16 protein-coding genes are annotated in these 13684 nt (G+C 51.2%); 3 read left to right on the top strand and 13 right to left on the bottom strand.

What is annotated here, in order from left to right; all coding sequences use genetic code 11:
• Positions 1-3: 3 nt before the first annotated feature.
• The 4 genes from ACLIN2_RS11250 to ACLIN2_RS11235 form a co-directional block, all read right to left on the bottom strand.
• Entirely contained in the window at positions 4-1353 is a 1350-nt protein-coding gene (locus tag ACLIN2_RS11250; protein WP_411504072.1) for an NfeD family protein, read from the bottom strand.
• Positions 1354-1517: 164 nt separating this feature from the next.
• The gene (locus ACLIN2_RS11245) at positions 1518-1964 is read right to left on the bottom strand and encodes a GatB/YqeY domain-containing protein (protein WP_092269010.1); all 447 of its coding nucleotides are present in this window, start codon (positions 1962-1964) and stop codon (positions 1518-1520) included.
• A gap of 17 nt (positions 1965-1981) precedes the next feature.
• The gene (gene rpsU, locus ACLIN2_RS11240; protein WP_007727630.1) at positions 1982-2155 is read right to left on the bottom strand and encodes a 30S ribosomal protein S21; all 174 of its coding nucleotides are present in this window, start codon (positions 2153-2155) and stop codon (positions 1982-1984) included.
• 107 nt (positions 2156-2262) lie between these two features.
• A complete protein-coding gene (locus tag ACLIN2_RS11235) occupies positions 2263-2592 on the bottom strand; it encodes a histidine triad nucleotide-binding protein (RefSeq protein WP_092269012.1) in 330 nt (109 codons plus the stop codon).
• A gap of 195 nt (positions 2593-2787) precedes the next feature.
• On the opposite strand from ACLIN2_RS11235, the gene ACLIN2_RS11230 reads away from it, so the two are divergent.
• The gene (locus tag ACLIN2_RS11230; protein ID WP_411504071.1) at positions 2788-4170 is read left to right on the top strand and encodes a UDP-N-acetylmuramoyl-tripeptide--D-alanyl-D-alanine ligase; all 1383 of its coding nucleotides are present in this window, start codon (positions 2788-2790) and stop codon (positions 4168-4170) included.
• Positions 4171-4217: 47 nt separating this feature from the next.
• On the opposite strand, the gene ACLIN2_RS11225 is transcribed toward ACLIN2_RS11230, so the two are convergent.
• Together ACLIN2_RS11225 and ACLIN2_RS11220 are read right to left on the bottom strand one after the other, a co-directional pair.
• On the bottom strand, positions 4218-4784 hold the full coding sequence (locus ACLIN2_RS11225) for a histidine phosphatase family protein (RefSeq protein WP_411504070.1): 567 nt from the start codon (positions 4782-4784) through the stop codon (positions 4218-4220).
• Between the two features lie 215 nt (positions 4785-4999).
• Positions 5000-6130: a D-alanine--D-alanine ligase gene (locus ACLIN2_RS11220; RefSeq protein ID WP_411504069.1), complete on the bottom strand. Its 1131-nt coding sequence runs from the start codon at positions 6128-6130 to the stop codon at positions 5000-5002.
• A 224-nt stretch (positions 6131-6354) separates the two neighbouring features.
• Here ACLIN2_RS11220 and ACLIN2_RS11215 point away from each other — a divergent pair, with 224 nt between their 5' ends.
• Complete coding sequence (locus tag ACLIN2_RS11215) at positions 6355-6846, top strand: hypothetical protein (RefSeq protein ID WP_411504068.1); 492 nt, start codon at positions 6355-6357, stop codon at positions 6844-6846.
• Positions 6847-6903: 57 nt separating this feature from the next.
• On the opposite strand, the gene ACLIN2_RS11210 is transcribed toward ACLIN2_RS11215, so the two are convergent.
• Complete coding sequence (locus tag ACLIN2_RS11210) at positions 6904-8199, bottom strand: class I SAM-dependent rRNA methyltransferase (RefSeq protein ID WP_411504067.1); 1296 nt, start codon at positions 8197-8199, stop codon at positions 6904-6906.
• A gap of 124 nt (positions 8200-8323) precedes the next feature.
• Between ACLIN2_RS11210 and ACLIN2_RS11205 the strand changes: the two genes are divergently transcribed.
• Positions 8324-9274, top strand: coding sequence for a Na/Pi cotransporter family protein (locus ACLIN2_RS11205; protein ID WP_092269024.1), 951 nt, complete (start codon positions 8324-8326; stop codon positions 9272-9274).
• Positions 9275-9286: 12 nt separating this feature from the next.
• Here the strand turns inward: ACLIN2_RS11205 and ACLIN2_RS11200 are convergent, their stop codons facing one another.
• The 6 genes from ACLIN2_RS11200 to ACLIN2_RS11175 all read right to left on the bottom strand — a co-directional run bounded on the left by ACLIN2_RS11200 (position 9287) and on the right by ACLIN2_RS11175 (position 13683).
• Complete coding sequence (locus ACLIN2_RS11200; RefSeq protein ID WP_411504066.1) at positions 9287-9952, bottom strand: LrgB family protein; 666 nt, start codon at positions 9950-9952, stop codon at positions 9287-9289.
• Positions 9945-10340, bottom strand: coding sequence for a CidA/LrgA family protein (locus tag ACLIN2_RS11195; RefSeq protein WP_122962025.1), 396 nt, complete (start codon positions 10338-10340; stop codon positions 9945-9947). The genes ACLIN2_RS11200 and ACLIN2_RS11195 overlap by 8 nt, the downstream gene beginning before the upstream one ends.
• A 108-nt stretch (positions 10341-10448) precedes the next feature.
• Complete coding sequence (gene deoC, locus ACLIN2_RS11190; protein ID WP_092269030.1) at positions 10449-11114, bottom strand: deoxyribose-phosphate aldolase; 666 nt, start codon at positions 11112-11114, stop codon at positions 10449-10451.
• A 3-nt stretch (positions 11115-11117) separates the two neighbouring features.
• Positions 11118-11546 carry an NUDIX hydrolase gene (locus ACLIN2_RS11185; RefSeq protein WP_092269032.1) on the bottom strand — a complete coding sequence of 143 codons (429 nt, stop codon included), beginning with the start codon at positions 11544-11546 and terminating at the stop codon, positions 11118-11120.
• Positions 11543-12901 (bottom strand): tRNA (N(6)-L-threonylcarbamoyladenosine(37)-C(2))-methylthiotransferase MtaB, encoded by a 1359-nt coding sequence (mtaB, locus tag ACLIN2_RS11180; RefSeq protein ID WP_122962024.1) that lies wholly within the window; start codon positions 12899-12901, stop codon positions 11543-11545. Before mtaB ends, ACLIN2_RS11185 begins: the two co-directional genes overlap by 4 nt.
• 29 nt (positions 12902-12930) lie before the next feature.
• Positions 12931-13683: a 16S rRNA (uracil(1498)-N(3))-methyltransferase gene (locus ACLIN2_RS11175; RefSeq protein WP_411504065.1), complete on the bottom strand. Its 753-nt coding sequence runs from the start codon at positions 13681-13683 to the stop codon at positions 12931-12933.
• Between the last annotated feature and the right edge of the window lies 1 nt (position 13684).

Here is a 13684-nt window from a genome sequence, read left to right as displayed (position 1 = left end):
CGATCACTCCTTTTGTTCTTGTTCTTGCACCACGACGCGTGTGCCCTCTACCTGGACAATAATTACAGGCGTACCTGCCGCCACATAACCGCCAAGCGTTACTGCGTCGATTCGTTTGCCTTCTACCTTTACCATCCCTGCAGGACGTAATGGCGTGAGCGCAATCCCTTCCTTGTTGAGCAATTCACGCTGATCTTTTGGTGCAACGTATCCTTCTTCGTTGCGCTGTACATCTCCCAGAATGAATTTGTTGAACAATCCCTTCACCCCAAATCGTTTCACGAGTAGGAGCGTGACGATCACCGTGATTACCACCGCGATGCCAAGCGATGCAAGTCCCTGCTGCGTGTCATAGGCTGCCATCACCAAGCCAGTGACGATACTGATGAATCCGAGGGCTCCGACGATACCACCTGGAAGAAAGATTTCCATAATCATAAGCAGAATCCCGATGATGAACAGTCCAATATGGAGCCAGTTGGCAAATCCAGCGACGAAGTGACCAAAGAAATACAATCCAAAAGCCACCAAGGATATGGTTCCGGCAACACCAAATCCGGGCGCAAAAAGCTCTACAACGATCCCGACAAGACCAATGACCAAGAGCAGGCTCATGACAATTGGACTGGTCACCCATCTGGCGACGCGTTCACCTGCTGTCGGATCGATGCTTTGGACAGCGGAAGCGCTCACACCTAATTGACGAAACAGCTCCTCCTTGTTAACAACGACCCGGTCCGCATATCCTACGTTCTGAGCTGTCTGGGCGTCCAGCGAGAGCACCGTCCCCTTTGGCTTTAATCCAGGGAACTCGGTATCAATCTCCACCATCGCCCGAGCCACTTCCGGATTGCGCTTATTTAGCTTGGCAGCACCCTGCATTTGCTCGGACCATGCAGAGATGACTTTGATATCCGCTGCATTCCCCGCCAAATCGATCGGCGTAGCGGCTCCCATACTGCTGCCTGGTGTCATGACGATTTCATTCGCATTCAAGGCAATGTAGGTCCCTGCTGAAAACGCCTGATTGTCTATATAAGCGACCACATGCATCGGTGCCTCACGGATGAGCTGCCCGATCTCTCCTGCTGCTCTCACTTCACCACCCGGTGTATTGATATCCAGGATGACTAGATCAGCCTGCTTCTGCTCTGCCTCCAAAAACGCACGCTTCAGAAAGCTTTCCAGTCCGCGTTCAATCGTGTTGTCCACCGGAATCCAGAAGGCTTTCTGGTAAGAGGCAGCCTTTGCTGCTTGCATGGAAGCGAACATCATGAGTCCAGTAAGCAAGCTGAGCAGCGATAACCAGAACCGAACGCGGCGAATGGATGGTCGTGCGGCTGCTGTATTCATCTCTTCTCCCCCCTCTCTATTTATCAGCTTCCACGAATGGCTACTATGGTATACGAAAGGGGGCAGGAAACGTTTCATTTTTATGCGTCCCGATCCCAAAAGAAAAAACCCAACCGCAATCGGCTGGGTTTTTCCTATTCGTATCTATATGAGGTGTTACTCGTCTACGTTGGTAGTTCCTCAGATACAATCTTCTGCACGAGGTTTCCGTCTGCTCTGCCTTTCACTTTCGGCATGATCGCACCCATTACTTTGCCCATCTCTTTTTTCGAGGAGGCATTCGTGGCTGCAATCGCTTCCCGAACGATATCACGAACTTCTTGTTCGCTTAGCTGAGCGGGTAAGTAAGCGGCGAGCACGTCAATCTCTTCGCGCGCTTTCGAGGCAAGGTCATCCCGGCCTGCCTTTTCAAATTCGTGGAGGGATTCACGGCGTTGTTTTAACTCACGAGTCAAGATGGTCAGCACTTCGTCGTCAGACAAAAGTCTGCCTTTGTTAATCTCTTCGTTCTTTAACGCGGCTTTCACCATGCGAATAACAGAGAGTTTTAGAGCAGCTCTGTCCTTCATTGCTTGCTTCATATCTTGATCGAGTCGCTCCATTACACTCATGATGGGCCCTCCGTCAATTAAAACTTGCGCTTGCGAGCTGCTTCGGATTTCTTCTTGCGCTTGATGCTTGGCTTCTCAAAGTGGCGACGTTTACGGAGTTCCGCCATCACCCCGGATTTTGCGCTCTCACGCTTGAAGCGGCGAAGTGCGCTATCCAAAGACTCGTTTTTCTTGACTCGAATTTCTGCCATTTGTCTTCCCTCCCTCCGCTAAAACCGTGGGACGCCTGAATCGAACGTACGAACAGACTGTCACACTTCATTATAGGATAATTAACTAAAGAAGGTCAACCTTTAGTTCATTTTTCTTCCTGAAATCCGGCAAGAAAATGATAGTGAATGTGGAAAACTTCCTGTCCACCTTCTTTACCGCAGTTGTTGATCAACCGAAATCCTTTGAGTCCAAGCTTGTTTGCCAGCTTCTGAGCGACGACATGAATATGGCCGATCAGTGGCAAATCCTCTTCCTGGACGTCCATGAGCGTAGCAATGGGCTTGCGTGGAATGATCAACAGATGCACCGGGGCTTTCGGAGCAATATCATGAATCACGATGACCTGTTCGTCCTCATATTCTACACGAGCCGGGATTTCTTTTTCCATAATTCTCGTAAAAATACTTTTTTCCATCTCAAATCACCTTTCGTTTCCGTAGATGCGGGAAAACTTTCGTTCGATTATGTACGCTAAGATAATATCATGATAGCGGACAATCCAGAGGAAAAGCAATCTTTTCGACAGCACGTTCCCCTTGCGGCTGCTTTGCCAGCGTGTTAGCATGACTTCGAGGTTTGGACTTATTTCATCATAAAGGAGCTCTTGGACATGAAACCAATCGCATTGGAACATGCGGCCATCAAAGCAGAAGGGATGGTACGAGCAGGCGATCCCGGATTGCTATTGCAAGCAGTTCACTTCGACACCCGCCAATTGATAGACGGATCCCTATTTGTAGCCTTGACCGGCGGTGCCAGGGACGGCCATGATTTTCTCCTCCAAGCGGCGGAGCAAGGTGCCGTTGCAGCGGTTATTTCAGACGAAAGCAAAGTTCCACAGGGTTTGCCTCAAGGATTTGGGCTGATTCTGGTCAACGATACGCTGCGTGCCTTTCAAAAGCTGGCCGCCGCCTATCGCAAAGAACTGACGATCCCGCACATCGCAGTAACGGGAAGCATCGGGAAGACGACCGTAAAGGACATCATTGCCCATGTGCTGGGAAGCCACTACTCGGTCTATAAAACCTACAAAAATTTGAACAATCATCTGGGTGTGCCCTATTCGCTTTTGCAAATTGAAGCGAGTCATCAGGCGGCTGTCCTGGAGCTGGGTATGAATCATGCAGGGGAAATCGATCTGATCGCCTCCCTGACCAAGCCGGAAATCAGTGTGATTACGTACATAGGGGATTCCCATATGGAGTTTTTCGGCTCCCGTGAAAAAATTGCTCTCGCCAAAGCGGAGCTGCTGCCCCATACTTCGCCAGACGGGCTCGTCCTTTTAAACGGCGACTCCGAATACTTGCGCATGATCGCTCATCTATATCCGGGGAAAATCGCCTATTATTCCGTCGAAGGCCCTGCGGATATTTGGGCAGAGGATATTCTGTCAACCGATGACGGCATGCAGTTTACCGTGTGCTTTCCTACTGGAGAACGCTTTGCAGCCGCTTTGCCTTTGTACGGAACGCACAGCGTGCTGAATGCTCTCCCAGCCATCGCCATTGCCATGCGCCTGGGAATGTCTGTCGAGCAGATTACGGACGCTCTCTCGACTGTCAAGCTGTCTGCCATGCGTTTTGAACAGGTGACTTCCGCTCATGGTGCTCTCTATATCAGCGACGCCTACAATGCCAGTCCGGCATCCATGGAGGCAGCGATCGGTACCTTTGCCGAGCTGTTCCCCAATCGTAAAAAAGTACTGGTACTCGGAGATATGTACGAATTAGGTGCTGAAAGTGATGCGATGCATATACAAGTCGGAGCCTATGCAAGTGCCCTGCGCGACCGCTTCTCCTTGCTCGTAACGGTCGGGGAACACTCTCGCCACATCAGCGAGGCGTACGAGGGACAAAAGCTCCATTTTGCCACGAAGGCGGAAGCTGTAGCCGCCCTGCTCTCTTTGCGCAACGAGCAGCATGCATTCTTGCTGAAAGCTTCTCGCGGCATGGAGCTCTGGACTGTCATTTCCGATCTGGAGAACCTGTCATAAGTAAGACGCCACTCCTGTGAAGCACTCACGGGCAGTGGCGTCATTTTTTATTCCTCCCACAATCGGACGACTTCTCTCAAGTCATTTTCGGCGAATGTCAATCGATACAAATCCGGCTTCGTGGTCTTCCTCCAGAATTGGAAGTCGTATGTGGAGTCAAAGCGATTCATGATGATAGTCATGATGTTTCCATGCGTCCCTATCGCCACCTTTTTCCCCCGATACGTTGCGAGCAGCTCCTCAAGAGCCTTCACCCCTCGCACGCCTGCGACTGCGTTGGACTCACCGCCTGGGTAGGAAAAAGCAGGATCCGAGAAAGCTCGTTCGACCGCCTGCTCCATGTCTATGAAGAAATGATCGTGACGAGCAAGGTCGCGTTCACGGAATCGGGAGTCGATTACAATGGATTTCCCCAATCGTTTTGCCGCGATCTCGATCGTTTGAATGGCTCTCTTGTACGAGCTGGAAACAAACGCGTCCACGCCCTCTCTTTGCAGGATCTCTGCGATACGCTCCGCGTCCTTCCAGCCTTTCCTCGATAGCTCCCTCGTCTCTTCCGCGTTTAAGGTAAAAGGAGATTCCGCATGTCGAACCATATAAATGTGAGTAAGCATAGTGTTCCTCCTCCGCTTCTAGGGCCCAGCCTTTTCAACAATTCGCTCCAGCTCGTCCAGCTTGTCGGCCGCAAAATCAGTAAAGTGCACCTAAGACCAATCTGCTACGTAAAAAGAAACGTTTCTGCACGCGCTTTGTTGCAGGTAACAGCAAAAAAGGGATGCCTTCGCCGGCACCCCTCGTTTCCCACGCTCCCATATTCGTTCCTGTGCAGCTATTCCAGTTCTTCTGCATCTACGATGTTGCGCTGCTTATCTGCATGGCGTTCAATTCCCAGTTGTACAAGTCTGTCAATCAGCTCGCTATAGCTGATTCCTGCAGCTTGGAACAGCATCGGATACATACTGAACGGCGTGAATCCTGGCATCGTGTTGACTTCGTTGATATACAGCTTGTCGTTTTTCTCGTCCCAAAAGAAATCTACCCGAGATAAGCCGGAGCCATCGAGCGCATGGAAAGCTTTTTTGGCGATCTCAGCAATTTGCGCGGAAACATGCTCGGGTACAATCGCTGGAATCGACAGCTCTGTCCCTGCCCCTTTGTATTTCGCTTCGTAATCGTAGAATTCTTTTGCAGCGATAATTTCACCGACTACAGACGTGATCAGCTCTTCATTTCCGAGCACACCGATTTCCAATTCGCGCGCATTCACAAATTCTTCGACAATCAATCGGCGGTCGAACTTGGCTGCAACATCGAGTGCGGCCGCGAGTTCATCCCTGTTCTTCGCTTTATTGACACCTACGCTTGAGCCCATATTCGCCGGCTTTACAAAACAAGGAAACCCGAGCTCTTCCTCGATGCGGTCCATTGCGGCTTCCTGATCTTTTTCCCATTGGGAACGCAGCAGTCCAATATATTTCACCTGTGGCAGACCCACCTGGCCAAATACGGTTTTCATCATCCATTTGTCCATACCGACGGCGGATGCCATGACACCAGCTCCTACATACGGCAGGTTCGCTAATTCCAGCATCCCCTGCATGGTGCCATCTTCCCCATTTGGTCCGTGTACGACCGGAAAAATAACATCAATCTGTTGGCCGATCGAAAACAGAGAAGCAGGCTTCGAGGAAGGGACCAATTGCTGTCCCGAAATTTCTTGGTTGTTGATTTCGTCTGGACGTCCTGGTGTCAATCGAAGAGCATCAATTCCCTCAGGCAATTGTCCGGCAATGACCTCTCCTTTTACCCATGAACCGTCGAGCTGAACGTAAATCGGGGTCACTTCGTATTTATTAGCATCGACTGCCTGCATAATAGACATCGCCGTCCGCAGAGAAACCTCATGCTCCGAGGATTTTCCACCGTAAATAATTCCCAGACGAATTTTCTCGCTTCCCATCTTCCTTACTCCTTTCCCCTCTGCTGCGGCAGAGAGCCTACCCAGTATCTTTCTCTCCTATGCTATGCGAAAGCCCAGCATCTGTTCTTTATCACTGGGCCGAGCCCATCAATCAGCATACACAAACTGTTCTCCGAATTCAAGGGATTCACCCATGGACTTCATCCGTCATATCATAGCAAATAAACTTCCTGACATGGAGCTATTATGTTGGAGGGATGTCCATGAGAGACTATCTCGTCTACTGTACGTACTGCTCTTCTTATACGCTGTTGCACAGCTTTGACAAAGACAGTGGCTCGTTTTTAGGGGAATATTCCCTCCTGCACAACGATTACACGCGAAACAGTGTCGTGCTGAACAAATTCCTGCTCTCTCACCTCGGTCATACCATCCGCTCGATTCCTTCCAAAACGGAAGACTATCGAAACATCATCTGTACGGCCTCCCATTTTCTAGAGAATGACATCGACAAGTACGTCGAAGAGAGCCAGGACCGAATGAGGTTCAGTGAGCGGAATCGGAAAAGCGAGCGGGAAATTGGTCAGGTACAGCTTTATCTCGTCGAGCATTTGCTCACCCACGAGCTGCAAATGATGACGCAAGCCCGAGCATCTACACCGGCAGAAGGACAAGTCATGCTGGGCAAGGAATTAGGTCTCAAGCAATCTCTGGAGGTACTGCGCAAAGTCCGCAGCGACAAGCAGTTCGCGTGAATACAGGAGGATATGGCAAAACCCCCGTTCGCGATGACGGGGGTTATTTTTCTTGCTCTATTTTCGATCGCGCACTTCAAAGATGGCAAACTTCAAGTAGTGCGCTTCATCGGCTCCGCTAATTTGCGGATGGTCTTTCCCTGCTCCACGCCACTCGATCAGGCGCAGAATTTTCTTCGCATCGATTGCGGCTTCCTGAATCGTATCAAGAAACAGCTCCGGCGACATATGATACGAGCAAGAAGCAGTCACCAGGAAGCCTCCCGGACGGACAAGCTTCAAGCCGTTCAGGTTGATGTCCTTGTATCCGCGGATGGCCCCTTTTACGGCACCCCGAGATTTGGCAAAGGCTGGCGGGTCAAGGATGACGACATCCCAGCTGCGTCCCGCTTCCACATTTTCACGCAGGTAATCAAACGCATTGGCTACCACAAAATCTACGCGATGCAAAAAGCCGTTCAAGGTGATGTTTCGCTTTGCTGTTTCAATCGCATGCTCGGAGATATCGAGTGCGGTTACCTTTTTAGCTCCATGCTTGCAAGCATTTAGTGTAAACGAGCCTGTGTGAGTGAAGCATTCCAGAACCTCGGCTCCGTCCCAAAACGGGTTTTTGATGGCTTTTCCCCGCTTGTCTACTGGCACGTTCTTCAGCTCTCCATCCACCTCAACCGACTGCAAGGAGATGCCATGCGACTCCCCCCACCCCTTCATCAACGGCGCGATCGATGCGCGGTTTTCACGCTGATCGTAGAAAAACCCTGTCTTCTGGCCTTCGACGATATCTACGTAGTACTTGAGCCCATTTTCTTCGATCAGTACTTCCCGCGGGCATTCTCCGTACAGAACCCCTTTTCCTTGCTCCAGACCTTCCAGCTTGCGCACGGGCACGTCATTGCGCAAATAAATACCTTCCGGGGCAAAGACTTCTACCAGCGCATCACGGATCCATTCGATTCGCTGCTCCATCCCAAGAGACAGTACTTGCACGACCAGCACATCGTTATAACGATCGACAATCAAGCCCGGCAAAAAGTCGGCTTCGCCATAGATAACCCTGCAGGCACGCGGGTTGTCCACAAAGCGCGTGCGAAACTCTGCCGCTTGTCTAATTTTACGCAGGAAAAAATCGTAGTCGATCGCTTCATTTGGATCAAAGCTCAAGATGCGGACGATCATTTGAGATGCTGGATTGATGTAGCCTTTTGCAAGGAAATGACCTTTGTGATTGGTCACTTCCACAATTTCTCCTGGCACGACATCGCCCTGGATCTCCAAAACCTCCGATTGATAAATCCATGGGTGACCGGTTTCCAGCCGTTTTTTTCGATGCTGATTTAAAAGTACTTTTGCCACTGTTCTAGGGCCTCCTTGTCATGCTCGTCTCCGTACAGGCATAGCGTAGTAATATCTTGCAGAAATCTCCTTAAGGAACAAAAGGATCTGCGCATGTATGTCTAGGGAAGGAGGATTTTGCTTTGTGATCGTGTCCATCCTCGCCCCGTTCACTTTTGGGCTCAGTTTTTTTCTGTTCGGTATGTATGCCATGAGGACCGGGTTTCAAAATCTTGCAGGCAAAAAAATGGAGCAATGGATGGGGCGCTTTACACGTACGCCTATCCACAGCTTTTGGATGGGGCTTTTATCCACGTTTGTCTTGCAAAGCTCCAGTGCAGTCACCGTGCTGACCATCGGCTTGACCAATGCAGGGATTATCCGCTTTAGCCAAACCGTCGGCATCATCCTCGGCACCAATCTGGGTACGACTGTTACCACAGAGCTGATCGCACTCAAGCTGGAGTCGTTCGCCATACCCATGCTGCTCATTGGAGTCGCCCTCTGGCTCATGCCTCGGCGCAACATCCGCTGCACGGGACTTGTCGTCGCAGGGTTTGGGCTGATTTTTCTCGGGATCGATACCTTGAAGCTCATGGCTGCCCCTCTGGAGCAATCGGAAACCTTTCGCTCCCTGTTTCTGGAGAGCAGCCATTCAATTGGGGTAGGTCTATTGACCGGGATCATTTTTACCGGGTTGATCCACAGTGGCTCGGCTACAACGGTCATCACGATGGGGCTGCTCAGCCACAACATCTTGTCGATGGAGACAGCCATCGCGATCGTGCTTGGCGCCAACATTGGCACCTGCTTTACCGCCATTATCGCCAGCATTGGAACCAATACAGCCTCGAAGCAAGTAGCGTGGTGCCATACCTTGTTCAACGTCGCCGGTGCTCTTGCCTTTCTGCCTATTCTTCCTCAGCTTTCCCTGGTCAGCGCCTTTTTAACGTCCAACCCTTCTATGCAAATCGCCCATTCTCAAACCATTTTCAATCTGGTTTGCTCGCTCGTCGCGCTGCCTTTTACCAGCCAGATCGCCAGCTTTATTCAGTGGCTGATTCCGGACAAGCGAATCCCGATCAAACGCTCCTGATCCAGAAGCGTTTCAAAAGGAGAATGGGATCAAATAGATCGAGGTGATGACTCCCGCTACAATCATCGCCACACTGGACGCCGCGGTTTGAACGGGAGAGATCCGATTCAGACTGGCCGTTCCTATGGCGTGGGCACTCGTTCCTACTGCGATTCCAATCGCCCAGTCATCCCGGATACCCCCCCATTTGAGGACAGGTCGGGCAACCAGAACGCCAATCATCCCGGTCAGTGCCGTGAAGAAGGCAGCCAAAGCAGGTACGCCGCCAACCGAGCGTGCCAGCTCCAAAGCGATCGGCGTAGTCACTGACTTGCTCAGCATGCTTTTCAAAAGGACATCATCGGAGCCTAGGCACCAGTGTATAACGTACACGGTGAGTATCGCAACTGCACAGCCTATCGCCACCCCCAACAAGACACCTTTCCATATATGAGCGAACTCTCTGATTTGTTTGGCTAACGGAATAGCGAGTGCCACCGTAGCCGGACCTAGCCAAAAGGAGATCCATTGACCTCCTGCCGAGAATGCCTCCCAGTCGCCGCTCACAAGCCACCACAAAAGCCAGACGAGTACGACCGCTACAATAAGAGGCTGTAAGCGCGGGAAGCGAGCACTGATTGTGGTCGCTCCTTTGTAGCCGATGAGGGTCACCACAATGGCAGACAGCTGACTAAGCATCCAGAGCCCTCCCTTCGTGCTGAACGGATGGCTCTTCTTTGTGCTTGTGTCGGCTCAAATACCATTGGACGACGCGACCGGTAACCAGCATAACGATGACGGGTCCTAGTACCAAAGACAGAAGGATCGTCCATGGATCTTTCGCGATTCCGCTCATATAAGACGCGACTCCCACAATAATAGGCACAAAGAACAACATCATGTGCCGTACTAAAAACGCGCTCGCTCGTTCAACCCAGTCCATTCGAATCCAGCCCATGCATAAGCACAGGGTCAACAGCAGCATGCCAATCAGATTGCCTGGCATCGGTATGTGCAGCCATTTGCTCGCCAAGGTCCCTACTCCGTAAAAGGCAAGCAAGATCAAAATTCCAGAAACGAGCTTCATCCCTGCTAACCCCTCTCCCCCAATTTTCACCCATCGGTGCTTCTCTTTTTCTCATTTTGACGATGAAGAAAAAGCCCGGCCTTTCCTTGGCCAGGCTTTACTCTGCTCCTAGTATCCGTTTCCTGTCGTTTTTGCACCTGTCACGATCGCTACGCCAGAGCTGGTGCCGATCCGGCTCGCTCCTGCTACGATCATCGCTTGTGCCGCTTCTCCGTCGCGGACGCCGCCAGAAGCCTTGACCCCAATATCAGGTCCTACTGTCTTACGCATCAAGGCGATGTCTTCCACCGTAGCCCCACCTGGTCCAAAACCCGTGGACGTTTTGACGTAGTCTGCTCCTGCTTCCACAGATAGCTTGCACGCGGTTTCTTTTTCGGCATCAGTCAATTGGCCCGTTTCCAGAATAACCTTGAGCAGAACGGAACCCGCTGCTTGTTTCACAGCCGCAATATCTTGCTTCACTGCATCCAGATCTCCGGATTTCAGCGCGCCTACATTTAGAACCATATCTACCTCAGTTGCGCCATTGGCGATCGCATCGCGCGTTTCCGCCGCTTTGATCTCTGTTGTATTTACACCCAGAGGGAAACCGATCACCGTGCATACTTTTACGTCTGTCCCCGCCAGCAGTTCTGCACAACGCTTTACCCAGTAAGGATTGACGCAAACGGAAGCAAAATCGTGTTCCTTTGCTTCTGCACACAGTTTGTCAATCATCGCTGCGGTGGCTTCCGGTTTTAACAAGGTATGGTCGATATATTTATTGATATTCATAGGCTACACCTCTATCCCTAATTGTTCAAAAGCCAGTAGGAACACTTTGTCGTTGTTTCGATAGCCGCGAGCCTGCTGGAGCGCCCAAGCCTCTGCAGCCGGATGCCAATGAACGTCATTGATCTCTTCCAGCTGCACCGTGATCTCTGTATTGTAAGCTTCAACCAAATAGTAGTGGACTTCCTTGTCGACGGCTTCTCCCGTCACCGGATGGTGGTATACATACGTAATCATATCCAGCTTTCCACCCAGACGCCCTGCTACACCGGTCTCTTCCAGCACTTCACGCAAAGCAGTTTCTTCGATGGTCTCCCCGATTTCCTGCTTCCCTTTTGCCAGCGTTACCTTCCCATAGCGATCCTCAATCAAGAGAAGCATGTATTCTCCGTCTTGCTCGCGGTAAACAACGCCTCCTGCCGAGATCTCTTTCATATGGCTCGCTCCTTCAAGAGGGGCAGATGTTCGTTTTCCAAGACGCGCACGAGTGTCCCTTTGCAATATTCAGAGCCTGGTTCGTCCAGACGGACCTTGCAAATTTTGCCGATCATGCTCTCGTCACCTGGGAAAACGACGTTCAAATAGTTGTCGGAGTACCCCATCAAAAGCCCGCTCTCTGGAGCTTCTTTGTAAGGGCGTTCTGGAATGACTTCCAGAACATCGCCAACGAATTTCGAAGAGTATTCCATGGTCAGCTGTTGATTCAGCTCGAGCAGCTTCGTCACGCGCTCGTGCTTCACTTCTTCCGGAATCTGATCGGTCATGCGGGCAGCAGGTGTACCTGTACGCATCGAGTACGGGAACACGTGCAGCTCGGCAAACCCGATTTTTTTGATGAACTCGTAGCCGTTCATGAACTGCTCTTCCGTTTCGCCAGGGAAGCCTACGATGACGTCTGTCGTGATCGCTGCACCTGGCAGAGCTTCGCGCACTTTCACCATTCTTTCGTAGAACTCAGCTGTCGTGTACTTGCGGCGCATGCGCTTCAGCACCTCATCATCCCCTGCTTGCAGCGGGACATGTAGATGGCGCACGACACGGTCTGAATTGTTGATGACTTCGATCACTTCATCCGTGATTTGGCTTGCTTCGATCGAGCTGATCCGAATGCGCTTCAGCCCTTCGACTTGGTGCAGGTCAACCAGCAGCTTCGCCAGGTTGTAATCTTCCAAATCCTCGCCGTAACCGCCGGTATGAATGCCCGTCAGCACGATTTCCAAATACCCTGCATCCACCAGCTTTTGCGCTTGTTCAACCACGCTCTCCGGTTTGCGGGAGCGCATCAAGCCACGCGCCCATGGAATAATGCAGAAGGTGCAGAAGTTGTTGCAGCCCTCCTGAATTTTCAAGGATGCGCGCGTGCGGTCTGTGAAGTTCGGTACATCCAGCTCCTCGAATTCACGAGCCTTCATGATGTTTCCAACGGCATTGATCGGTTGGCGCTCCACTTTGATCTGGTTCACATACTCGATCAGCTTCTCGCGTCCTTGCGTCCCTACGACGATATCCACCCCAGGAATTTGCGCAATTTCGCTCGGAGAGGTTTGTGCATAGCAACCCGTAACGGCGACGATTGCTTCCGGATTGCGGCGGATCGCCCGGCGAATGACCTGACGACTCTTTTTATCACCTGTATTGGTAACCGTACATGTATTGATGACATACACATCCGCGTCCTCCTGTTCGAAGTCGACGCGCTCATAGCCCTCTGTTTTAAATAGCTGCCAGATAGCCTCAGTTTCATAGCTGTTCACTTTGCAGCCCAATGTATGAAATGCAACGGTAGACATTGCGATTCCTCCTTTCTTCCTTGTCAAACTTAGCGTGATGATGGAGTCGTCCGTTCAAACTGATAAGAAGCACAGGCCAACACATACTGACTCGCTGTTTCCGTTCGCAAAATGCGTGGGCCGAGTGAGACAGAAAGAAAGCCCTTTGCTTCGGCTTGAGCGACTTCATCAGGGGTAAAGCCCCCTTCAGGTCCAATCAAGACGAGCAAAGACTCATCTGCAGTCATCTCGGTCAGCACCTGATGCATCGTCGTACCGCCCTCTTTTTCATAGGCAATCGCACAACGAGTGTACTGTTCGCCAGCTTTGAGCGCCTCCCGAAACGATACGGGTGCCAAAAGCTCGGGAAGCACATCGCGATGAGACTGCTCCGCCGCTTCCTTTACAATCTTTCGCCAGCGCTCCAGCTTCTTCGCCTCTTTTTTGGCATCGAGCTTGACGATGGTGCGCTCCGAGGAAAATGGGAAAAAGGAATACGCTCCCAGTTCCGTCCCCTTTTGCAGGATCCACTCCATCTTTTCGCCTTTTGGCAGCCCTTGGCCAATCGTTACGCGAATCGGCAATTCACGCTGTTCATTCAATAACTTCACTATGGTTGCTCTGACCTCTTTCGCAGACAGTGACACAAGCTTGGCCACTGCAGATCTGCCCGCTCCGTCAGAGACGAATATTTTTTCGCCTTCTTTTGACCGCATCACGTTTACGATATGGTGGACGTCGTCTCCAACAATCGTTACCTCGTGCTCGTTAAAGTGATCTGGCAGGGCAAAATATCGTTGCATC

Origin of the sequence: Brevibacillus centrosporus (assembly GCF_046622605.1) — a bacterium.
In the GTDB taxonomy this organism is placed as follows: domain Bacteria; phylum Bacillota; class Bacilli; order Brevibacillales; family Brevibacillaceae; genus Brevibacillus; species Brevibacillus centrosporus.
The sequence above is the reverse complement of the archived record's forward strand: the minus strand, read 5'-3'. Positions and strand labels throughout refer to the sequence as shown.